Raw genomic sequence first — 20,981 nt, 5'->3', positions numbered from 1 at the left:
CTTGTAGAAGATGACTGTGCGCACCGATGTCGGCACCGTGGCCGACCTGCACGCCTCAGCCACCAAACTCACCGGTCTCACCGATTTCGGGGCCGACGACTACACCGAGGCGTTGCAGGTTCTGCTCGACTCGTATCGCGACGAGGCCGGGCTCACCGAGCTCGGCTCCAAGATGTCGCGCTTCTTCCTGCGCGGCACGCTGGTCGCCCGCGCGCTGAGCGAAGCGGCGTGGGCGGCGAATCCCGGCTATGTCGATACCCCGGTCACGCGGCCGATTTTCGTCACGGGTCTCCCTCGCACCGGCACCACCGCGCTGCACCGGCTGCTGGCCGCCGATCCGGCCAACCAGGGGCTGGAGATGTGGCTGACCGACTTCCCGCAGCCGCGACCACCGCGCGAGACCTGGGGCGACAATCCCGCCTACCAGCAGATCGACGCGGGCTTGCGACAGCATCAGGTGCAGAACCCCGAGTTCATGGGCCTGCACTACATGAGCGCCTCCGACGTGGAGGAATGCTGGCAGCTACTGCGCCAGTCGGGCATGTCGCATTCCTACGAATGCCTCGCCTACGTGCCGGGCTACTCGCAATGGCTGTCCGGCCAGGACTGGACGCCCGCCTACGCCCGCCACCGCCGCAACCTGCAGCTGATCGGCATGAACGACACCCGCCGCTGGGTCCTCAAGAATCCCAGCCATCTCTTCTGCCTCGATGCCCTCCTGGCGACCTACCCCGACGCCATCGTCATCCAGACCCACCGCGACCCCGCCACCATCATCCCCTCGGTCTGCAGCCTCAACGAACACGCCACCCGAGGCTGGTCAACCACCTTCACCGGCGAAACCATCGGCCGCACCCAGCTCGACCTGTGGTCGCGCGGCCTCCACGAATTCACCGCCGCCCGCACCCGACACCCCGAAGCCACCTTCATCGACATCGACTTCGACGATCTCCGCACCGACCCCCTTGGCGTCGTCGACCGTGTGTACGCCCGTACCGGTGCCGCCCTCACGCCCGAAGCTCGAACCGCCATCACCGCCCTCGACAACGAAAGCCGCACCGGCGCCCGCAAACCCACCCACCACTATTCCCTCGCCGACTACGGCCTCACCGAGAACATGGTCGCCGAAAGCTTCGGTAGCTGATCTCGAACGGTCAGGCTACCGACGCTCGCCGGGCATCCCCGACCGGATGCCGGCGAGCGCTGCGATGTCGTGCTTGTCAGCGAGGCCGGCATCGACCCCGACCGGCCGCCACCTCGTGCGGCGTCATTCGTCGACGTCGACCCCGTACCGCCTGGCCAGTTCGGCGAGATCGGTCTCGTACCCCTGGCCGACCGCGCGCAGCCGCCAATCTTCACCGCGCAGATACAGCTCGGCGAGCAGCAGGGTGCGTTCCACGGTTGCGGCATCGAGCGTGGAACGTATCGCGGTGCTCGATTCCGTGCCTGCGGCGAACTCCAGCTCGATGGCGCCGACGTCGCCGAAGGTGAGACCGGCACCGTCGAGCGAAGCGGCGAGGACGATGCGAGTGCAGTGCTCGGGCAGGTCATCGAGGACCAGGGTGATCGACTGCTCGTTCGGCCCGTCCTCGGAAAGCTTGGCGCCCTGCGATTCTGGCTGGTTGTAGAACAGGAAGTCGTCGGAGTCGTCGACTCGCTCATCGCTGCCGAGCAGGAACGCGACGAGATCCACGGTCGACGCATTGAGCTGGCTCCACGTTGCCCGCAGAGTCCACGTATTGCCGCCCTCGGCGATCGGCACGTCGATCACCTGACCTCGCGACAACACCGTCGGCTCCGCGGGCCGGATTTCGGCACGACCAGGTGCGGTCGATGCCGCAGGGATCGCCGCGGGCGCGATCGCACCCTGCTCGAGCAGGTCTGGTCCGTGGACCGCCAGTGCGAGTTCGTCGGCCTTTCGCGCGCGCCGGTCGGATTCCCCACCTGCGAGAAGGAGCAGATCTGTCACCGTCGCGGAGAGATTGACCGCGGCCGAACCACCGAGCTCGACGATCCGCGAGCGCGCCGCCGCAGCCTCGCCGTGGGTTCCGCCCAGCACCAATATCCGCCGACCGGCCAGCGGACCCGATATCGCCCGTGCAGGTGCCGTCGACCGACGTGGCGCCGCAACCGCAGGTACCGCCGCCCCTTTCCGGTGCCCCGGTTCTACCGACTCGAGCAGCGCGGCGAACCGAGCCTCATCGATCACCGGCGTTCCGAACTCGAACGCCTTGCGCGCCTTGCCCGTTTCCGCACGGGCATTGTTGGTGACCAGCACACTGGTTCGGTTGCTCACCGTGCTCGTGACGTCGAGCCCCGCAGCCTCGGCACGGGCGACGAGCTCTTCCCGTTCGATCCGGGTCTCGCCGGTCAGCGCTACCTTCATCCCCTGGCGCAGGGGGCCGGCCACCGCCAGCTTCCCGGGATAGGCGAAGTCACACGGCTGCTTCGGGCCGCGACGTTCGACCGGCCACCTGGACTGCGTCGGCCTGGCCGAATCAGGTGCGCAGTCGAGCAGAGGGGGTGCGATGCCGAGATGGGCCGCGTCGGCGACCAACGCGCGAAGAACATTCGCGAGAACACGGGTGTCGTCGAGCGCATCGTGCGCCTTCTGCTGCGGCACACCGTAATACGTCGCCAGCGTGCCCAACCTGTAGTCGGGTGTCGGCAGCGCGATGCGGCGGGCAAGTGCCAACGTGCACAATCGGCGCTGCACCGGCAGAGCTCCGCCTGCCCGGGCGAACTCCTGCAGCAGGAACCCGTAGTCGAACAGCGCGTTGTGCGCCACCATCACCCGGCCGTCCAGCATGGCCGTCAGTTGGTCGCGCACCTGACCGAACTCGGGCGAGCCCTGCAGCACCTCGGCAGTGAGCCCGTGAATGTGCACGGGACCCGGATCACAACCCGGATCTATCAGGCTGTGGAACTCTCGCGTCACCCGGCCGGTGCCGTCCAGCGTCACCGCCGCGACGGACAGCACCCGGTGCTGGTGCGGCCGTAGCCCGGAGGTCTCGACATCCACCACGGTGAACGCACCGAACCCGGCTGTTTGCTGCTGCTCATCGACCTGCGTCATCCCCTGCATGAGCATCGCATCGTTCGCCGAGCCCGGAACGTTGCACTCGAACGATCAGTGACGCGCGAGTTGCGGTGCGAGACTTCGGCACCGAGTCGGGGCACCCGATCCGGGCCGTTGGCGCCGACGGATCACTCGCCGCCCATCGCGATTCGGTAGAGGGTGGCGAGGGCGTCGTCGATAGGGTGTGGCTTCGGCTTTCCGTCGGGGCCGATCTCGTTCCACCGCACGAGGTTTGTCGCGACCGACATCTGGCGGGTGCCGTCGGCGCTGGTCAGAGACAGCGCTTGGGCACCGAAGACACTGCCGTCGTGGCCCCAGAATGTCTGTCCGCCGGGAGTTCGCACCCGGTGCAGGCCGAGACCGTACTCGATCCGCGTACCGTCGAGTGCGATGACGGGCACCGTACGCTGCATCTGCGCCAACGACTCGCGGCTGACGATGTGCCCACCGAGCAGCATGCGGTAGAACCGATTCAGGTCCGCCATGGTCGAGACGAGTCCGGCGCCGGGCATGGCCCACGACATGTTGTAGACGCTGTAGTCGCGCGGCGGATCGATCATTCCGAACAGCCGCTCGTACATTCGCGGGTGCGCAACCGTCAGAGTCGGCCCGTCCGGAAACGCGGTGTGCTCGAGCCCGGCGCGTCCGATCACCTTCTCGGCGACATAGGTCTCGAATGCAGTTCCGGTCACCTGCTCCAGCAGTTCGCCCAGCAGGAAGTAGTTGGTGTTGGAGTACACGCCGGGGGTCGCTCCGGGCGCCCGGGTGGCGGGCGGCGCGCTGACGCCCATTCCGATCAGCTCGACCGGGTCGAACTGGGTGAACTGATGCTTGTCCAAGCTCTCCGATGACAGCTGCGTCCCGCCGAAAAAGGCTGCGAGGGAGGGAAAGGAGTACGGCAGGTGCTCGGCCAGACCGCTGGTGTTGTTGAGCAGCATCCGCACCGTGATCTGCGCGCCACGCTCACCAGGGACCAAGTGCGGCAGGTAGTCACCGATCGGTGTGTCGAGCCCGATCCGCCCCTGCTCGACCTGCTGCATGATCGCGGCCGCGATGAACGTCTTGGTGATGCTGCCTACTCGGTGGACCATGTCGGGGCCGATGGCTTCGCCGGAGGTGGCGTCGGCGACCCCCGCCGTGCCACTCCACACCCGGTCGCCGTCACGTACCTCCATGTACACACCGGTCATTCCCGCGTCGCGGACCGCATCGAGCGCGGATTGCAGCGCAGCCGGATCGAGTCCGGAACCTGGTTGCGCAGTGTCTGTTTCGCCGGCCGCCGGCCGCATCGCGCATGCGCTGACGGTCAGGACGGCGACGCCTACCAGCATTGCCAGTGGGATCTTCACGATTTCTGTCCTCTCGTGGTCGGCCGCTGTCGTTCGAAGCGGCGCACCGATACCGTGGCAGGTGTGACCGATAGGGCGCTTTCGAAATCGTGTGGTCCGGCACGGTAGCCGGTGGTCTGGATCCGGCCGGGTCATGCCGGGTATCTCGGGCCCCGACCTCGGCGTCGACCGCAGGCGCCGCCCGCCTGATAGGCAAGGCGGCGCCGAGGTTCAATCGCCGGTCTGCGCCGAATCCAGGGCCGCGAGTAAGGCCACGCCGCGGGGTGAGATCCGATAGCCGGTGCCCAGGCTGATGGTCAGGCCGAGGTTCTTCAGCTTGCGTACGTTGAGTTTGAAGCGGTGCGGGTCACGCCCGAGTTCCTCGGCCAGGTCAGGGGCCCGGGTCGCGGGGCGGCGCTGGATGATTCGGAGCGTGTCGTGGGTCCACGGGCCCTCGGGATCGGTCCGGTCCATGCGGGCGAGGCGGGCGACCAAGGCCGCGGCATCGTCGATCCGGTCGTCGGCGGCCAGCGCGTCGCGCGGGTCTTCGTCGGTGAGACGGCGGATCCGGAGCAGATAGATCGGGTCCTGCGGGCCGCCGCGGAGATCGGCGATCACCTCGGCGGGTGCGTCGTATCCGGCGGCGCGCGCGTCCTCGATGCTGATCTGATCGGCGGTGACCGTCGACAGCTGGTCGACGGCGATGCGCCCCGCGCCGGTGCGGTAGACCTTGCCCTCGGTGGCCTGCCGGTGACGCCATCGGCGAAACAGCACCGTCACCGCCCCGCTGCGGATCCCGGCCCAGCGCTGCTTCTCGATCAGCATGCGACGGCCCGCTGCCGCGCAGCCCGGTCGGGGTGGATCGTGGTCGGTTCGTCCTCGATCATTCCGTCAGGCTATCGTGCGCAGCGCTGACGGAGTCACCCCCGCGGATGGCGTCGGTATGCCATTCACCGTCCGGGTAGGTGATGTAGAGCGGGCCCAGATTGCACGGGTTGAGGCAGCCGGTCGGCGTGATCAGGGCGCCGGGGTGGTCGCGGCGCAGAGTCCGGTGCAGCTCGCCCGCGCCGTACACGGTGCAGCGGGGGCCTCGGCAGACCAGGATGTGCGAGGTGTGGTCGGGGATTTCGGACCAGGCCGGGCTGCGGAAGGCCCGCGGGCTCGCCGTCACCGGTGCGCCGTCCTCGGACATCCTGGCACGCACCACATCGGCGAATCCGGCGGCGGTGTCGATGCCGTCGGTGATTCGCACGTCGAGTTCGCTCCCGCGCGTTTCCTTCCAGTTCGCCACCGCTCGCGCGATCCAGGTCTCGAGGTAGCGGTCACGTGGCACGGCGAGCGGGATCAGGGTGACCGGCGATCGGTCGCGGGCGGCGGTATCCAGGGCGGTGTGGATGGTCGGCTCCTCCTGGTCGAGTAGCGCGTAACCGACACCGCAGGCCTCGGCCAGAGCTCGGACGGACGGCAGGTCGACGCCCGACGGAGTCGGCCGGGCGATGAGGACATACCGGCGCGTCATGCGGTGCGCACCGTTCGCGGGGCCGGAATCACCAGCGGTGTGCCCGTCATCGGGTCCTCGATCACCGTGCAGTCGATGCCGAAGACTTCCGACACCAGCTCGGGGCGCACGACCTCGGCGGGTGAACCCTGAGCGACCACCCGGCCGTCCTGCACGGCGACGAGATGGTCGGCGTAGCGGGCGGCGAGGTTGAGGTCGTGCAGGACGACGATGATCGTGCGCGGCAACAGATTTCGCAGGACGTCGAGCACGTCGAGTTGGTGCGCCAGGTCGAGAAAGGTCGTCGGTTCGTCGAGCAGCATCACTTCGGGGTCCTGCGCCAGCGCGAGCGCGATCCACACCCGTTGCTTCTGACCGCCCGAGAGTTGATCCACCGATCGGTCGATCAACGCGAGAGTGTCGGTGGCCACCAGCGCTTTGCGCACGGCCTCGTCGTCCTGCGCCGACCACTGACGAAACCAGCGTTGGTGCGGATGACGGCCACGGCCGACGAGTTCGCCCACGGTGATGCTGTCGGGGGCAACGGGCTGTTGCGGCAACATGCCGAGCCGACGGGCGACCGTGCGCGCGGGCTGCGGTGCGATATCGGCGCCGTCGAGCAGAACCGCGCCCGCCGTGGGCGCGATCAGCCGGGCCAGTCCCCGCAGCAGGGTCGATTTGCCGCAGCCGTTGCGGCCGACGATGACAGTGATCGCACCGGTCGGGAAGTCGACGGTGGCGTCGGTGACGATCGCGGTATCGCCGTAGCCGAGGGTGAGTCCCTCGGTGGTCAGGTGTGCGGTCATCCAGCATGTCCGATCCGGGTTGCACGGGCGAGGAGGTAGACGAGAACGGGAGCGCCGAGGATGGCGGTCACCACCCCGACAGGCAGTTCCGCCGGGAACAGCCGCCGGGCGGCCAGGTCGGCGGCGACCACCAGCAATGCCCCGGTGGCAGCCGCGGGCGCCAGGCCCGCACCGCGTTCGGCCAGCAGCCGCCGCGCGATCTGCGGCGCCACCAGGGCGACAAAACTGATCGGCCCGGCCGCGGCCGTCGCCAGGGTCGCGGCGGCGGCTGCGACGACGATGAGCGTGATGCGGTGTGGGCCGCGCCGCCCGGCCAGCGAATTCGCCAGTTCGTCGCCCATTTCCAGCAGCGGCAACGAGCGAGCGAGAACGATCAGCGGCGGCACGACCACCACCAGCGCCGCCGCGGCGAACCCGACGTGGGTCCACTCGCGGTTGGCCAAGCTGCCGGTGAGCCACATGGCGGCCGTGTGCGCCTGGTAGTTGTCGGCGATGGTCAAGATGAACGCGATAGCCGAGGACAGCATCGCTGTGACGCCGATACCGACGAGCACGAGTCGATAGCCGTCGAGCCCGTCCTTGGTGGCCACGGCCACGATCAGCGCCATGGCCACCCCGGCACCGATCATCGCGCCGCCGACCAGCCCCGGCCCGGCGCCACCGAGCAACACACTCACCACCAGCGCGCCGAGCGAGGCGCCCGCGTTGATCCCGATGATCTCGGGACTCACCAGCGGGTTGGTCGCGATTCGTTGCAGGATCGCCCCCGAGATCGCGAAGGCCGCGCCGACACACAGCCCGGTGAGCACGCGCGGCAACCGATCGGCCACCACCACGTCGTACTCGATGAGCGTGCCACCGCCACCGAGGACCCGCACCACGTCAGCGACCGTGAGCGGGTAGTAGCCGATCGTGAGTGACCACGCCGCCACCGCCAGCGCGGCCACCGTCACCAGCACGGTGACGATCGTGGACCGTGTCCCGACGCGAAAGACGATGCGCCGGTCCGGTGTTCGCAGCAGCAGCGTCCCGCTGGGCAGTACGCCGCGCTCGGTGCCCGTCACAGTGTGGCCACCTTTCGATTGCGCACGAGATAGAGAAAGAACGGCGAGCCCGCGAAGGCGGTGATGATGCCGACCTGGATTTCCTGTGGCCGCGCCAGCATCCGTCCGAGGATGTCGGCCACCAACAGCAGCGTCGGGCCCAGCAGCGCGCACCACAGCAGGATCCACCGGTAGTCGTGTCCGGCGAAGAATCGGGCGATGTGCGGGATCACCAGACCGATGAAGGCGATCGGTCCGGCGATGGCCACCGCCGAGCCCGCGAGCAGCACCACGCTCAACGCGCCGGTCGCGCGCGTCGCGACCAGCCGCGTGCCGAGCGTGCGCGCCATGTCGTCACCGATGGCGACAGCGTTCAGCGGCCGGGCCACCACTACCGCCAGCAACAGCCCGACAGCGATGAACGGTGCTGTCTGCCACACGGATTCGATGTCGGCGCGAGCCAGCGAACCGACCACCCAGAAACGGAAATTGTCGAACAGGGTGCGGTCCAGCAGGGTGATCGCCGTGGTGATCGACCCACACAACGCGGTGCAAGCAGCGCCCGCGAGCGCCAGTTTCACCGGTGTCGCGCCACCGAACCCCAACGATCCCAGCGTGTAGACGAACGCCGCGGCGACCGCCGCACCGAGGAAGCCGAACCAGATGAATCCGCCCGTCGCGGTGAGGCCGAACGCACCCATCGCGATCACGATCGCCAGAGACGCACCGGCGTTGACGCCGAGCAGGCCGGGCCCGGCCAGCGGGTTGCGGGTGAGCCCCTGCATCACCGCCCCCGCCAGCGCCAACGCGACACCGGCGAGGAGTCCCGCGACAGTTCTGGGCAGCCTGATGTAGCGCACGACCCGGTCGGTGTCGGTCCCCTGGAAATCGGTGAACGCGACCACGGCCTGGTCGAGGGTGAGCGGGTGCGAGCCGATCAGGATGGACGCGACGCAGACAGCCACCAGCGCGGCGCCGGCCACGATCGGACCGGCGCCGCGAGCGGTGCGCGTCACCGCCGGAACAGCTCGGGATGGATCAGGGTGGCGACCAGTTCGGTCGAGTGCGCGATCCGCACCCCTGCCGCCCGGTCGGCGAACAGGAACGGGTGCACAGTCGCGTTCCGCACGGCCGCCAGATTCGCGAACGCCGGGTTTCCGACGATCTTGTCGACCTGGGGCTGACCGTCGGCGCGCGTGTAGGTCGCCTTGCAGCACAGGCTGGTCAGGATGATGTCGGGGTCACGGGCGATGAGCTCTTCCGCGCCGACGGGCACGTTGCGCTTCGCGGTGAGATCGGCGAAGGCATTCACGCCACCGGCGGCCTCGATGATCTGGGTGATGAAATCGATGCCGCCGGCCACGGTGTAGGAGCCGTCGTCTTTGGGGGTGACGACCGCGACCCGCGGCTTCCCGGCGTTACCGACTTTGGCACGGACCGCGTCGATGCGTGAACTCAGCTGCGTGACAACTTCTTCGGCGCGCTCGGAGGTGCCCCACAGGGCACCGAGGTCGCGCAGGTCGGCGTACACGTTGTCGAAGCGCACGGTATCGGGGTCGATCGCCTCATCGGCGAGCCCGTCGGCACTCGGGCACAGCGGACTCAGCACCCAGGTGCGCACACCCAAATCGTGCAGGCTCGCCCTGGTGCCGACGCTGTTCTGCGCCGAGGACGCGAACACCCCGTTGAAACCCGACATGACGAAGTCGGGTCGCTGGGCGAGCAGTTCGTCGCGACTGGGCAGCTTCTCGACGTATGGCGAGCGTGCCTGCGCGCCGACGTACTCCGGAAGCACGGCGGAGTCCAGGAATGCTGTCCCCACCAGCCGATCGGTGACACCGAGCGCGTGCGCGATCTCGATCGACGGCTGATACGCCGCGTAGATCCGCTGCGGTGGGCCATCGACGGCGACGTCTATCCCACAGTTCACGCGGGTGACAGCAGCTGCGCCGTCCGCGTCGGAGAGGGGTTGCACACCACAGCCGGTGACAACAATCGTGCAGGCGAGCAACGCGCCGGAACGTAGGCGCGCGAAAACAGAGCGGGTCAAGAGACGGCCTTCCAGGTCCTCGTGGAATGGGGTACTGCGTAGCCGTGGCCGGTCTCCTGGCTGACGGGATAGTGCGCGGTGAATCCACCTTCCCAGGGCAGGGCCCCAGTGGCTCCGGATGACAGATGTCGTCCGGATCGATTCACAACTCCCGATCACAGTGGCGAGGGCCGCACCGGTTCTACACCGGTTTCCCGAACACCACGGCTGGTGAACTGTAGCAACGCCGACTGCATCGAGGGGGCGGCGCCGGGGCGGGGTGCTCGCGCGCGGTCGCCGAATCCGATACACAGCCGACTCCCAGCCGGGTCCCACCGGGCTCGACGGTTGCGCCGCGAAGATTCAGCTATCGGCCGAGCACTTCGGCCGGCCGACGATCTCGGCGGTGAGATCGAAGATCAGGAGGAACGCTCATGAGAATGAAGTCGACAGTGGCCAAGACCGCGGTGGCGGGCACTCTCGCCCTCGGGGTGCTGGGTGCCACGGCGGGCGTGGCGAGCGCAGATCCGGGTGGGCACGACCAGCAGCGGCCCGGGCAGGGTCAGGAGCACCGGCCGCAGCAACAGCCGGAGCATCACAACGACGCGCCGCAGCACGGCTTCTGGTTCTTCGGCACCTGGGTTCCCCTGCCCTGAGCCTCACCGCGGACCCGGTGCTCCCCGGGTCCGCGGTGCTCGTCTGTGCGAGTTGCGGTGCAGGACTTCGCTGTCCAGCTCGCGAACCCCATCCGTGCCGACGCCGGTGACGAATGGACTGCAGGCGGGTCGGCACCGTATTTCCGGTACCATTCACTCCCCTGAAGCCGACCCGCCTGCTTGTCACCGGCGCCCATCCGGCTTTCGAGCCCTGGAAGAATCAGCCGTCGCGGTTCCGGTCGGCGCACCGATACTCTGGCAAGTGTGACCGACGGTGCGCCTGTGAAATCGTGTGGTCCGACCCGCTCACCGATGGCCTGGATCAGGCCGGGTTATGCCGGGTACATCGGACCCGAACTCGGTGTCGACCTACATTCCACCTCTGTCGCGGTGCTCAGCGTCGGGCTCGACGGGCCGTTCGCCCTCGAGACCGCCACCCACGGCGAAATACTCACTCGCAGCGCGTACAGCCCTGCCCGGGCGGTGCACCGGGTGAATACGCTCGGTAGATGGATCCTGCTCCTGTGGTCGCCCGCTTCGGCCATCGCAGGCCAGATGACGACCACCGAGGGGCCGTACGGATTCGCCCACCTGCGCGAGCGCGAACTGGTCGAACAATGCCGGCTACCTGATGCGGACCCCGGCCGAATCCTGGCGATCGCAGTCGGCGGTCCCCCGGCCGACATCGATCCGCGCATCGAACGCGTGGCGGCCGCGATCCGTCGGCATCCGGATCACGCGTTTCGGGCCGAACCGATCGCCGCGACCCTCGGTCTGTCGACATCGCACTTTCTCCGGTTGTTCGTCCAGCAGTACGGGACCACGTTCCGCCGCTATCAACAGTGGGCCCGCGTCATCCACGCGATGAGAGCTGTCGCCGCCGGCCACGACCTGACCCGATCCGCGACGGACGCGGGATTCGCCACACCCTCGCATTTCAGCGAGACCTTTCATCGCATGTTCGGGATGTCCGCCACGGCAGCCCTGCGCTCAGGGCTCCGATTCGACCTCGAAACCACGTCAGCACCTTGATGGTTACCCCGGTCAGCAATCCAGATCACCGCGATTAACCACGCTCAGGACCGGTCGGACAGGGCGGTGGCGGCTGGGTTGGTGGCATCGCGGATCACGCGCAAGCCGGTGATCAAGCCGTCGAGTTGAGTCGGGGTCAGCTGACCGGTGAGCCATTGCTCGAGGGCAGCGAGATAGTCCGGAAGGACCTCTTCGAGGCGGCGGATGCCCGCATCGGTCAAGGCCGCGTAGGCGCTGCGCCGATCAGCCGGGTCGAGTTGGCGTTCGACCAGACCCGCGGTGGCCAGCCGGTCGACCAGACGGGTGACCCCACTGGTCGAGAGCTCGGTTTGCGTGGCCAGGTCCGACATCCGCAGGCGGCGGCCCGGGGAGCGACTCAGTCGCAGGAGGGCATTGAGGTCGAGACCCGACAGGCCGTGCGCTTTCCAGGTCGGCTCGAGTTTGGCGATGAGGCCGTTGTGCGCCTCGAAGAGCAGGCCGGAGATGGTGAAGCGGGGGTCGTCGAACAGCTCGCGCACGGACATAACGCCAGCATAGCTGATATTTGCCATGCGGATAGTTGACATGAGGAATACCTACGAGTAAACCTATGCGTAAGCATTATTCCGCACAGCAAATATCGGAGAGATCATGCAGAACAGCACGTGGGTAGCCGGTTTCCGGACCGGTGTCATCGACCCGAACGAGCAGATCAAGCTCGCCGAATCACGGGAGTTCAGCGACGAGACCGTGCGCCACGTCCTGCACATGGCAGGCGGCGGCGACGCGGTGCGCGTGCGGTTGACCAACCGCTACGGCGCCGCCCCGCTGCGGATCGGTGCCACCCGGCTCGCCCAGCGCAAGACCGGTTCGGCGATCGGCACGGATCGCGAGGTCACGTTCGGTGGCGCGGCGGACGTCACCATCGACGCGGGCGCCGACCTCGTGAGCGATCCGATCGATCTGGCGGTCGCCGCGGGCGAAGACCTGCTGCTCAGCCTGTACATCCCGGCGTCGACCGGCCTGGCCACCTTCTCCCACCAACCCGGTGAGATCGCCTACATCGTCACCGGCGACCACACTGCGGACGTGGAACTCACCGGTGCCCACGAGGTTCCGTTGCGTTTCTTCGTCACCGGGATCGACGTGCTCGTCACCGATCCGACGGCGGTCGCCGTCGCGTTCGGCGATTCCTGGTTCGAAGGCGTCGGCACCACACTGAGCGCCAATCACCGCTCCGTCGACGTTCTCAACGCCCGCCTCACCACGGGATGGGTGGTCAACAACGGCATCGCCGGCAATCGTCTCACCGCCGAGGAGATCGGCGAATCCGGTGCACGCCGTTTCGACTCCGACGCGTTGCAGGTCCCCGGTGTCACCGACATCCTCATCAATTTCGGTATCAACGACCTCATCCTCGGCGCGATGGGCGGCCAGCCTTCCGCGACCACCGAGGAATTGATCGCCGGTTTCACCGACCTGGCCGCGCGCGCCCACGCCGCCGGACTGCGCATCCACGCCGCCACCATCGGCCCCTACGCAGGCTGCGTCTACCCCGGCATGCCGCTGCTGGAAACCCAACCGACTCGCCACGCCGTCAACGAATGGCTGCGCACCACCGACGTTTTCGATTCGATCTTCGACGTCGATCGCGCCGTGGCCGACCCGCACCGTCGCGACTACATCCGCCCCGAGTTCGACAGTGGCGACGGCATGCACCTCAACGACGCGGGCGCTGCGGCCATGGCAGCCACCGTCGATCTCACCGCCCTCTTCCGCTGACATATCGATCGAGATCAGCACGCTCGCACCGCGTCCGCTTCGGTGCGAGCGCGCCGTTCGGCAAGGGGTGCTCAGTGCTCGCGGTCGGTCAACCGCAGGGTCACCTCGATGGGTGGGACCCAGGGCTCGGGTAGTTCGTCCAGATCGGCGAGGGTGGTGTGCACGAAGGCCGCGATCCGATGGCGGGCCGCCGAACTCAGCCGTTCGACCCGGTCCGAGGTCAGCGGACTGTCCGCGAACTCGACCACGGGAAGATCGCCGCGGTCCCCCGCGATCGTCTCCGACCTGTCCTCCGTGCGTCGCACCATCGCGTCCCCCACCCTTCCGAACGGTCTCGGCGGTCGCTCGGGCACAAGCAACCAGCGCCGCCGACATTCATCAGCAAACATCTGGATTACAACATGACCAAGCGTCCACAACAAGCGTTCTTCTCGGCGAATGTTGCGTAGATCGTGACGCCGCACGCCGATCGACACCATGGTCTCAGCGCGTGTCACCAGCAAGCTATGTTCGGGCGAATCGGGCGTACCAAGCGAGCAGTGCGGGGTCGTCGACGGCGCTGGGATCCACGACGGTCGTGGGATCGGCGCCCTGCAGGAGCTTCTTGATGGGGACTTCCAGCTTCTTGCCGGTGCGGGTTCGGGGGATGCCGGGGGCGATGATGATGTCGTCCGGGACGTGGCGCGGGGAAGTCCGCGTGCGGATGATCGCGCGGATCCCGGCAGTCAGGTCGTCGGTCAGGGTGATGCCGTCGGCGAGCACGACGAACAGGGGCATCCAGTAGCCGCCGTCGGGTTGCTCCGCGCCGATGACCAGGGAGTCGGCGATTTCCGGGAGCTGTTCCACCGCTTGGTAGATGTCGGCGCTGCCCATGCGGATCCCGTGGCGGTTGAGAGTGGAGTCGGACCGGCCGTGCACGATCACGCTGCCGTGTTCGGTACGGGTGATCCAGTCGCCGTGGCGCCATACATCGGGAAAGGTATCGAAATAGGCTGCGCGATACCGAGTTCCGTCCGGATCCTTCCAGAATCCGACGGGCATGGAGGGCATGGGCTCGGTGATGACGAGTTCGCCGACTTCGCCGTGCACCGGGTTGCCCTGTTCGTCCCAGGCTTCCAGGGCCACCCCCAGGTAGGGGGCGGACAGCTCTCCGGGCCGGACCGGGACGGTTCGCGCCCCGCCCGCGAAGGCCGAGACCACGTCGGTGCCGCCACTGATCGACGCGACCGGAATGTGCGCACCGACGTTGTCGCACAACCAGATCGACGACGACGGAGGCAGCGCCGACCCGGTGACACCGATCAGGCGCAAGGCCGTCAGGTCGTGTTCACGCCGCGGCACCACACCTGCCTTCGCGCAGGCCAGCACATAGCCGGGACTGGTGCCGAGAACTGTCGCGCGTACTCGAGCGGCGATGTCCCACAGCGCATCCGGGGCCGGATAGCCAGGGCTACCCGCGTAGCAGACGATGGTCGCGCCGACCAGCAGGCCGGCGACCTGGAAGTTCCACATCATCCAGCTCGGGCTGGTGTACCAGAGAAAGGTGTCGTCGGCTCCGATATCCGACTGCAGCGCCATCGCTTTCAGGTGCTCGAGGAGCACCCCGCCGTGACCGTGGACGATGCCCTTGGGCAGACCTGTCGTGCCCGAGGAGTAGAGCACCCAGAGCGGATGGTCGAAACCCACCTCTGCCGTCGAGAGCGTGGATCGATCGCCGCCGGAGGTGACATCCGCCCAGTTCAGCGTGCCGGACAGCCGCTCCTGCGACACCACGATGGTCGCTACCACCGTGGGCAGACCGGCGCGCAGTTCAATGATCTCGTCGGATCGCCGGTGCTGCTTGCCTGCGTAGCGGTAACCCGTACATGTCACCAGCACCACCGGCTCGAGCTGTCCGAGCCGGTCCAGCGCCGCCATCGCCGAGTAGTCCTGCCCGCACGCACTCCACACAGCACCGATGCTCGCGGTCGCCAGGAAGGCGATCACCGCCTCGGGGATGTCGGGCAGGTAACCGGCGACTCGGTCCCCTGCCCGAACACCCAAGCCGCGCAGCGTCTGCGCGAACGCCGCCACCTGGTCGAGCAGATCGTCCCATGACAACTCGCTGACCGACCCGTCCTCCGCCACCGACACGATCGCGCGACGATCGGGGCGGGCCTGCCGGATCACCTGGTCGACATAGTTCAGCCGAACCTCGGGAAACCATCGCGCCCCTGGCATTTCCGAAGAGGCCAGCACCGGACCGGGGCGGTCGCCGAGTTCGAAGTAGTCCCATACCGAACCCCAGAATCCGTCCAGATCGTCGACCGACCACTGCCACAACGCGTGGTAGTCGGGCACCGCGACGGTGTGCCGCTCGGCCACGAATCGCGCGAAATCGGTGATCCGAGCTCCGGCGATGTCGTTGTCGTCCGGCACCCACTGCGGTGCTGCTGCCACTGCGGTCATCGGGCGCTCCACCCGCCGTCCATGACATAGGACGAGCCGGTGACCATGCCCGCGGTGTCGGAGGCGAGCCAACCGACCAGCGCCGCGACCTCGTGCGGCTCGATCAGCCGTTTGATCGCGCTCTCGGTGAGCAGCACCTTCTCGAGCACCTCCTGCGCCGGGATCCCGTGCGCGGCGGCCTGCTCGGCGATCTGCTTGTCCACCAGCGGGGTTCGCACATATCCGGGGCTCACACAGTTGCTGGTGACCCCGTGCGGGCCGCCTTCGAGCGCGGTCACTTTCGACAACCCCTCCAGCCCGTGTTTGGCCGTCACATACGCGACCTTGAACTGGGAGGCGCGGATCCCGTGCACCGAGGAGATGTTCACGATCCGGCCGAAACCCCGCGCGTACATGTGCGGGAGGGCAGCGCGGATGAGCAGGAACGGCGCTTCGACCATCAGTGTCTGCATGGCGCGGAACCGGTGGGGCGCAAAATCCTCGATGGGGCTCACGCTTTGCACGCCCGCGTTGTTCACGAGAATGTCGGTCTCGAGCCGCAACTCGGCCAGCGCCTCGACCTCGAGCAAATCGACGTTCCACGCGTGCCCGCCGATTTCGTGCGCCACCGCCTTCGCGGCGACTCCGTCGATGTCGGCGACGGTGACCTCGGCGCCGCGCGCGGCCAGCTCCCGCGCGCACGCGGTGCCGATACCGCTCGCCCCACCGGTGACCAGAGCTCTGCGTCCGGTGAGATCGGTCATGCGGCAACACCTTTCGTGGCGGAAGCGTCGGCGAGGTCGACAGATTCGAGGTCGATGCCTCGCGTCTCCTTCGCGCACACCACCGCGATCACGGTGACCGCCGCCGCGAACGCCAGGTACCAGGCGATCGGGACCGACGAACCGAACTCGTCGAGCAGCTTGACCGCGATGATCGGCGCCAGCGAACCCGCCACGATCGAGGTGACCTGGTAGCCCAGCGACACACCGGAGTAGCGCATCCGGGTCGGGAACATCTCGGCCATGATCGCCGGCTGACCGGCGTACATGAATCCGTGGAACACCAGCCCGATGATGATGGCGGACAGGATGATCACGCTGTTGCCGCTGTCCATCATCGGGAAGGCGAAGAAGCCCCAGGTGGCCGCGGCGACCGCGCCGGCCAGGTAGACCGGGCGGCGCCCGACACGGTCACCGAGGCGACCAGCTACCGGAATCACCACCATGTGCACGGCGTGGGCGATGAGCAGCCACCACAGAATCGTCGTGGTGTCGGCGTGCACGTGAACCTTGAGATAGGTGATCGAGAACGTGACGACCAGGTAGTACATGATGTTCTCGCCGAAGCGCAGACCCATCGCGGTGAACACACCGCGCGGGTACTTGCGCAGCACCTCGAACGGGCTGAACGAGGCGGCCTTGGCCTGGTCCATCGACTGCTGCGCGGCCACGAAGATCGGGGCGTCGGTCACCTTGGTGCGCACGTAGTAGCCGACCAGCACGACCACCGCCGACAGCCAGAACGCCACGCGCCAGCCCCAGCTCAAAAACGCCGCGTCCGACAGGGTCGAGGTCAGCACCAGCAGCACGATCGTGGCGAGCAGATTGCCCGCGGGCACGCCGGCCTGCGGCCAGCTCGACCAGAAGCCGCGACTGCGACTCGGGCTGTGTTCGGCCACCAGCAGCACCGCGCCGCCCCATTCGCCGCCGATCGCGAAGCCCTGGACGAAGCGCAGGACTACCAGCATCGCCGGTGCCCAATAGCCGATCTGGGCGAAGGTCGGCAGACAGCCCATCAGGAAGGTCGCCGCACCGACGAGCACCAAACTCACCTGCAACAACTGCTTGCGGCCGTATCGGTCACCGAAGTAGCCGAAGACGATGCCGCCGAGCGGGCGCGCCGCGAAACCGACGGCGTAGGTGACGAAGGCGGCCAGGATCGCGTCGAGGTCGCTGGTGTCCTTGGAGAAGAACACCTTGCTGAACACCAGGGTCGCGGCGGTGCCGTAGAGGAAGAATTCGTACCATTCGACGACGGTGCCCGCCATCGAGGCGGCCACGACCCGCCGCAGTCCGCTGGGGGCTTCGTCCGGGTCGTCGCCGGTCGGTCGTATCGCGTTCCGCACGCTCATCGCACTACTCCTTCGATGTTCCAGGTCACATCACGCCGTCGATGTGATGTGGCCCACAAGCCGTGAGGAGAGTATTCGTGCAGATCCATCTCGGTGACAATGGCCAGTTTCGCAGCAGCAATCTGCGAAACTGCACATGTGAGTCATTCTTCGTCGACCTCGGGACGCAGGCCGAGCGCTGATGATTTGCTCGTGCTCCTCGCGGTCGGCCGGTCGGGGCGCTATATCACCGCCGCCGAGGAGCTCGGCATCAACCACACGACGATCTCGCGTCGCATCGCCGCCCTCGAACATGCCATGGGCGGACGGGTGCTGACCCGGGTCACCGGCGGCTGGGAGCTCACCGACCTGGGCCGCGAGGCACTGACAGCGGCCGAAGCCGTCGAGGCCGCCGTCCGATCCCTCGGCTCGAGCGCGGGCGAACGCACACTCGAAGGCGTGGTGCGGATTTCGGCCACCGACGGTTTCAGCGCCTACCTCGCGCCACCGTCCGCGGTGCGCGTGCAGCGCAGACATCCGGGCGTCACCGTCGACATCATCGCCGCGACCCGGCGAGCATCCACCCAGCGAACCGGCCTCGATATCGAAGTGGTGGTCGGTACACCGCAGGTCCACCGCGCCGAAGCGATCGAACTCGGCGACTACTGCCTTCGCCTCTACGCTTCCCGCGACTACCTCGCCGAACACGGCGTCCCGACCACCGTCGCCGAACTCACCCGCCACCCGCTGGTCTACTTCATCGAATCCATCCTCCAGGTCGACGACCTCGACCTGGCCCTCGCTTTCGCCCCCACCCTGCGCCGATCCGTCTCCTCGACCAATGTCTTCGTCCACGTGGAAGCCACCAGGGCCGCCGCGGGGATCGGGCTACTCCCCTGCTTCATGGCCGACCGCCACGCCGACCTCGTCCGGGTCCTGCCCGACGAGGTCCGCGTCCAGCTCACCTACTGGCTCGTCGCCCGGCGCGAAACCCTGCGGCGCCCCGAAGTCGCGGCGGTCGTCGAGGCGCTGCGGGCTACCGTCCACGAACGCCGTGCGGAGCTACTCGGCGAACACGGCGCCGAGTAGACACGTTGTCTTCCGCAGGTCTCAGGCGGCTGCTTCTGGTGCCGGCTCCGGTGAAGGCAACGCGAAGCAGAGCGCCGCACTCACCACCAGCGCCGCGATGATCGTCAGGGCGCACGCCGTCAGAGCGCTGCGGTAGCCGTCACTGGCGGCGACCCCGAAGAAGATCGCGCTCAGGGACGCGACACCCACTGCGCCACCGAACTGCTGGCCGGTGGTCCAGATCCCCGAGGCCGACCCCGCGTATCGCGTCGGCACCGTCGACAGGAACAAGGTCGTCAACGGCGGCTGGACCAGGTTGATGCCGACACCGACGACGAACAGCCCCGGCGCGAGCAGCCATGGATTCACATCGGTGGTCGCGGTCAGTGCCGCGCCCAGCACCGCCAAGGTGCCGACGGCGCCGAAAAGGGTACCGGCGACGACGGCGTAGCGGCCGAACTGCATGGTGAGCCGTCCCACCAACGGGGCGACCGCCAGTCCGCCGACCGAGAACGCGACGGTGACGACGCCTGCGCGCAGCGCGGTGTAGCCCTGACCCTCTTGGAGCCAGAGAACGAACACGAGCAGGAATCCGCTGAAGGCGGCGAAGGCGACCAGCTGAACAACGAGGGCGACACTGCTGATGCGCGCGCGGAGCAGTTCCAGTGGCAAGAGCGCGCCGGCCCGGCCGACGGCATCGCGATTCTCGACGATGGCGACGAGCGCCACCGCGGCGATGCCCGCGGCCAGCAACAGCCAGATCCACGGCGCCCAGTCATAGGTGCGGCCTTCCAACAGCGGGAACACGATGGCGACCAATCCGACGGTCAGGCCGACCGCGGCGAGCCATCGTGGCCGCAGCGCACCTTCGGCACGGTTCTCCGGGACCAGCCAGGCGCCGAGGCCGAGCAGGATGACGGCCGCCGGGACGCTGACCCAGAAGATCGCGCGCCAACCGAGACCGGCGACGTCCGCGGTGACCAGGACGCCACCGAGCAGCAGCCCGCCGGCCTGCGCGAGTCCCGCGACCACACCGAATATGCCCAGGACAGTGGCGCGTTCGGGACCGCGGAACAGGACGAACAGGCTGGACAGAACTTGCGGCGCCAGGATCGCCGCGGCCGCGCCTTGGGCAGCGCGACTGGCGATCAGTTCGGTGGGGCTGTTCGCGAGTGCCGACCAAGCTCCGGAGAGAGCGAACAGCGCCAAACCGACGAGGAAGACCCGTTTGCGACCCCACAGGTCGCCCAGTCGGGCCGCGGTGATCAGCGCTGCCGCGAAAGCGAGCAGATAGGCCGTCGCGATCCAGCCGACCTGGGACGGAGTTCCCCCGAGGTCGGCCTGGATCGCCGGGAGGCCGACGTTGACGATGGTGACGTTGAGCAGGTCCAGGGTGAATCCCAGGACGAGCACGACCATCGCGGCCCAGCGCCGCGGGTACAGCGCTTCGGTCGCGTCGTCTCGGGTGGAAGTCGATGTGCTCATCAGGTGTAGCTCCCTGCGTGGCTAGGTGTCCGGTGTGTGGTCGTCGATGGCTCCGGCACAGACGCCGTCGATGCTGTGTTCGGCGCCACGTGGTCCGACCCGTCGCCGACCAAACCGTGCCGGCGCAGGATCGCGTGCACTGTCGACACGGCCGGGACACGGGCCGATCCGGCTCGCAGCAGGTGCGTCCGGATTCTGCGTGCGCCCCACTGCGGGCGGTCCAGCCGGACCCGCACCACGACGGCCTCGATGTCGGCCGACGTGCGGGCGGGGAAACTCTTCGGGCGGCGCGACCGCGGCGCCAACCCCGCCACGCCGTGTTCCCGGTAGCGCGCGAGATAGCTGTAGTAGCTCTTGCGCGAGATGTTGTATCGCCGGCACACCTCGGTCACCGTCAACCCGTTTCGGTCGGGTGCCTGCAGGATCTCCAGCCACGGCTCGGCCTCGAGACCGATCACCGCGCCGCGTTCGTTCGGCGGGCGGGTTCCGCCTCGGCGAACATGCTGGCGGGCAAGCGGATCGAGCCTGTCTCCGGGGGTTTGCATCATAGATATCTCCCGACGTGGAACAGAGCAATTGAACTTGCTGGTTCACTTTAATGTCCTCGCATACACCTCGCAACTCGGTATATAAGAATGAACCCGTCAGGCAACTTC

The 20,981-nt window shown here is 67.8% G+C and carries 20 protein-coding genes and 1 riboswitch; of the genes, 5 read left to right on the top strand and 15 right to left on the bottom strand.

Going from position 1 to position 20,981, the window contains the following annotated elements; translation table 11 throughout:
- Nucleotides 1-10: 10 nt before the first annotated feature.
- A complete protein-coding gene (locus ACFQ9R_RS28995; RefSeq protein WP_378994968.1) occupies nt 11-1,144 on the top strand; it encodes a sulfotransferase family protein in 1,134 nt (377 codons plus the stop codon).
- 123 nt (nt 1,145-1,267) lie between these two features.
- Here ACFQ9R_RS28995 and ACFQ9R_RS28990 read toward each other — a convergent pair whose 3' ends face one another.
- From ACFQ9R_RS28990 to ACFQ9R_RS28955, 8 genes are all read right to left on the bottom strand, one after another.
- Entirely contained in the window at nt 1,268-3,076 is a 1,809-nt protein-coding gene (locus ACFQ9R_RS28990; protein ID WP_378994965.1) for an exonuclease domain-containing protein, read from the bottom strand.
- Nucleotides 3,077-3,207: 131 nt separating this feature from the next.
- On the bottom strand, nt 3,208-4,428 hold the full coding sequence (locus ACFQ9R_RS28985) for a serine hydrolase domain-containing protein (RefSeq protein ID WP_378994963.1): 1,221 nt from the start codon (nt 4,426-4,428) through the stop codon (nt 3,208-3,210).
- A 210-nt stretch (nt 4,429-4,638) separates the two neighbouring features.
- Complete coding sequence (locus tag ACFQ9R_RS28980; protein WP_378994961.1) at nt 4,639-5,232, bottom strand: hypothetical protein; 594 nt, start codon at nt 5,230-5,232, stop codon at nt 4,639-4,641.
- Nucleotides 5,233-5,290: 58 nt separating this feature from the next.
- Nucleotides 5,291-5,926, bottom strand: coding sequence for a (2Fe-2S) ferredoxin domain-containing protein (locus ACFQ9R_RS28975; protein WP_378994959.1), 636 nt, complete (start codon nt 5,924-5,926; stop codon nt 5,291-5,293).
- On the bottom strand, nt 5,923-6,711 hold the full coding sequence (locus ACFQ9R_RS28970; protein WP_378994957.1) for an ABC transporter ATP-binding protein: 789 nt from the start codon (nt 6,709-6,711) through the stop codon (nt 5,923-5,925). Before ACFQ9R_RS28970 ends, ACFQ9R_RS28975 begins: the two co-directional genes overlap by 4 nt.
- Nucleotides 6,708-7,775, bottom strand: a complete 1,068-nt coding sequence (locus ACFQ9R_RS28965) for a FecCD family ABC transporter permease (protein WP_378994955.1) — start codon at nt 7,773-7,775, stop codon at nt 6,708-6,710. Before ACFQ9R_RS28965 ends, ACFQ9R_RS28970 begins: the two co-directional genes overlap by 4 nt.
- Nucleotides 7,772-8,770 carry a FecCD family ABC transporter permease gene (locus ACFQ9R_RS28960; RefSeq protein WP_378994952.1) on the bottom strand — a complete coding sequence of 333 codons (999 nt, stop codon included), beginning with the start codon at nt 8,768-8,770 and terminating at the stop codon, nt 7,772-7,774. Before ACFQ9R_RS28960 ends, ACFQ9R_RS28965 begins: the two co-directional genes overlap by 4 nt.
- On the bottom strand, nt 8,767-9,804 hold the full coding sequence (locus ACFQ9R_RS28955) for an ABC transporter substrate-binding protein (protein WP_378994950.1): 1,038 nt from the start codon (nt 9,802-9,804) through the stop codon (nt 8,767-8,769). The genes ACFQ9R_RS28960 and ACFQ9R_RS28955 overlap by 4 nt, the downstream gene beginning before the upstream one ends.
- A gap of 28 nt (nt 9,805-9,832) precedes the next feature.
- Nucleotides 9,833-10,025: riboswitch (cobalamin riboswitch) on the bottom strand.
- Between the two features lie 192 nt (nt 10,026-10,217).
- Between ACFQ9R_RS28955 and ACFQ9R_RS28950 the strand changes: the two genes are divergently transcribed.
- Both ACFQ9R_RS28950 and ACFQ9R_RS28945 read left to right on the top strand, forming a co-directional pair.
- A complete protein-coding gene (locus tag ACFQ9R_RS28950; protein WP_378994948.1) occupies nt 10,218-10,439 on the top strand; it encodes a hypothetical protein in 222 nt (73 codons plus the stop codon).
- Nucleotides 10,440-10,703: 264 nt separating this feature from the next.
- The gene (locus ACFQ9R_RS28945) at nt 10,704-11,471 is read left to right on the top strand and encodes a helix-turn-helix domain-containing protein (protein WP_378994946.1); all 768 of its coding nucleotides are present in this window, start codon (nt 10,704-10,706) and stop codon (nt 11,469-11,471) included.
- Nucleotides 11,472-11,515: 44 nt separating this feature from the next.
- On the opposite strand, the gene ACFQ9R_RS28940 is transcribed toward ACFQ9R_RS28945, so the two are convergent.
- Nucleotides 11,516-11,995, bottom strand: a complete 480-nt coding sequence (locus ACFQ9R_RS28940; RefSeq protein WP_378994944.1) for a MarR family winged helix-turn-helix transcriptional regulator — start codon at nt 11,993-11,995, stop codon at nt 11,516-11,518.
- Nucleotides 11,996-12,101: 106 nt separating this feature from the next.
- On the opposite strand from ACFQ9R_RS28940, the gene ACFQ9R_RS28935 reads away from it, so the two are divergent.
- Nucleotides 12,102-13,232 (top strand): GDSL-type esterase/lipase family protein, encoded by a 1,131-nt coding sequence (locus ACFQ9R_RS28935; protein ID WP_378994942.1) that lies wholly within the window; start codon nt 12,102-12,104, stop codon nt 13,230-13,232.
- A 71-nt stretch (nt 13,233-13,303) separates the two neighbouring features.
- On the opposite strand, the gene ACFQ9R_RS28930 is transcribed toward ACFQ9R_RS28935, so the two are convergent.
- The 4 genes from ACFQ9R_RS28930 to ACFQ9R_RS28915 form a co-directional block, all read right to left on the bottom strand.
- Nucleotides 13,304-13,540, bottom strand: coding sequence for a hypothetical protein (locus ACFQ9R_RS28930; RefSeq protein WP_378994940.1), 237 nt, complete (start codon nt 13,538-13,540; stop codon nt 13,304-13,306).
- A 196-nt stretch (nt 13,541-13,736) separates the two neighbouring features.
- The gene (locus tag ACFQ9R_RS28925; protein WP_378994938.1) at nt 13,737-15,680 is read right to left on the bottom strand and encodes an acetoacetate--CoA ligase; all 1,944 of its coding nucleotides are present in this window, start codon (nt 15,678-15,680) and stop codon (nt 13,737-13,739) included.
- Nucleotides 15,677-16,423: a 3-hydroxybutyrate dehydrogenase gene (locus ACFQ9R_RS28920; protein ID WP_378994936.1), complete on the bottom strand. Its 747-nt coding sequence runs from the start codon at nt 16,421-16,423 to the stop codon at nt 15,677-15,679. Before ACFQ9R_RS28920 ends, ACFQ9R_RS28925 begins: the two co-directional genes overlap by 4 nt.
- Nucleotides 16,420-17,793 (bottom strand): MFS transporter, encoded by a 1,374-nt coding sequence (locus ACFQ9R_RS28915; protein WP_378994934.1) that lies wholly within the window; start codon nt 17,791-17,793, stop codon nt 16,420-16,422. Before ACFQ9R_RS28915 ends, ACFQ9R_RS28920 begins: the two co-directional genes overlap by 4 nt.
- A gap of 99 nt (nt 17,794-17,892) precedes the next feature.
- Here ACFQ9R_RS28915 and ACFQ9R_RS28910 point away from each other — a divergent pair, with 99 nt between their 5' ends.
- On the top strand, nt 17,893-18,861 hold the full coding sequence (locus ACFQ9R_RS28910) for a LysR family transcriptional regulator (protein WP_378994932.1): 969 nt from the start codon (nt 17,893-17,895) through the stop codon (nt 18,859-18,861).
- Nucleotides 18,862-18,882: 21 nt separating this feature from the next.
- On the opposite strand, the gene ACFQ9R_RS28905 is transcribed toward ACFQ9R_RS28910, so the two are convergent.
- Together ACFQ9R_RS28905 and ACFQ9R_RS28900 are read right to left on the bottom strand one after the other, a co-directional pair.
- Nucleotides 18,883-20,325, bottom strand: coding sequence for an MFS transporter (locus ACFQ9R_RS28905; RefSeq protein WP_378994930.1), 1,443 nt, complete (start codon nt 20,323-20,325; stop codon nt 18,883-18,885).
- Complete coding sequence (locus ACFQ9R_RS28900; protein ID WP_378994928.1) at nt 20,325-20,873, bottom strand: helix-turn-helix domain-containing protein; 549 nt, start codon at nt 20,871-20,873, stop codon at nt 20,325-20,327. Before ACFQ9R_RS28900 ends, ACFQ9R_RS28905 begins: the two co-directional genes overlap by 1 nt.
- Nucleotides 20,874-20,981: the final 108 nt, after the last annotated feature.

Source organism: Nocardia sp. NPDC056541 (genome assembly GCF_042794235.1).
In the GTDB taxonomy this organism is placed as follows: domain Bacteria; phylum Actinomycetota; class Actinomycetes; order Mycobacteriales; family Mycobacteriaceae; genus Nocardia.
Note: the sequence above shows the minus strand (reverse complement) of the source record. Positions and strands in the feature narration are given on the sequence as shown.

Coding starts and splice junctions, on each gene's coding strand:
- ACFQ9R_RS28995 (WP_378994968.1), top strand. CDS start 11: ATGACTGTGCGCACCGATGTCGGCACCGTGGCCGACCTGCACGCCTCA.
- ACFQ9R_RS28990 (WP_378994965.1), bottom strand. CDS start 3,076: ATGACGCAGGTCGATGAGCAGCAGCAAACAGCCGGGTTCGGTGCGTTC.
- ACFQ9R_RS28980 (WP_378994961.1), bottom strand. CDS start 5,232: ATGCTGATCGAGAAGCAGCGCTGGGCCGGGATCCGCAGCGGGGCGGTG.
- ACFQ9R_RS28975 (WP_378994959.1), bottom strand. CDS start 5,926: ATGACGCGCCGGTATGTCCTCATCGCCCGGCCGACTCCGTCGGGCGTC.
- ACFQ9R_RS28970 (WP_378994957.1), bottom strand. CDS start 6,711: ATGACCGCACACCTGACCACCGAGGGACTCACCCTCGGCTACGGCGAT.
- ACFQ9R_RS28950 (WP_378994948.1), top strand. CDS start 10,218: ATGAGAATGAAGTCGACAGTGGCCAAGACCGCGGTGGCGGGCACTCTC.
- ACFQ9R_RS28940 (WP_378994944.1), bottom strand. CDS start 11,995: ATGTCCGTGCGCGAGCTGTTCGACGACCCCCGCTTCACCATCTCCGGC.
- ACFQ9R_RS28935 (WP_378994942.1), top strand. CDS start 12,102: ATGCAGAACAGCACGTGGGTAGCCGGTTTCCGGACCGGTGTCATCGAC.
- ACFQ9R_RS28930 (WP_378994940.1), bottom strand. CDS start 13,540: ATGGTGCGACGCACGGAGGACAGGTCGGAGACGATCGCGGGGGACCGC.
- ACFQ9R_RS28925 (WP_378994938.1), bottom strand. CDS start 15,680: ATGACCGCAGTGGCAGCAGCACCGCAGTGGGTGCCGGACGACAACGAC.
- ACFQ9R_RS28920 (WP_378994936.1), bottom strand. CDS start 16,423: ATGACCGATCTCACCGGACGCAGAGCTCTGGTCACCGGTGGGGCGAGC.
- ACFQ9R_RS28915 (WP_378994934.1), bottom strand. CDS start 17,793: ATGAGCGTGCGGAACGCGATACGACCGACCGGCGACGACCCGGACGAA.
- ACFQ9R_RS28910 (WP_378994932.1), top strand. CDS start 17,893: ATGGCCAGTTTCGCAGCAGCAATCTGCGAAACTGCACATGTGAGTCAT.
- ACFQ9R_RS28905 (WP_378994930.1), bottom strand. CDS start 20,325: ATGAGCACATCGACTTCCACCCGAGACGACGCGACCGAAGCGCTGTAC.
- ACFQ9R_RS28900 (WP_378994928.1), bottom strand. CDS start 20,873: ATGATGCAAACCCCCGGAGACAGGCTCGATCCGCTTGCCCGCCAGCAT.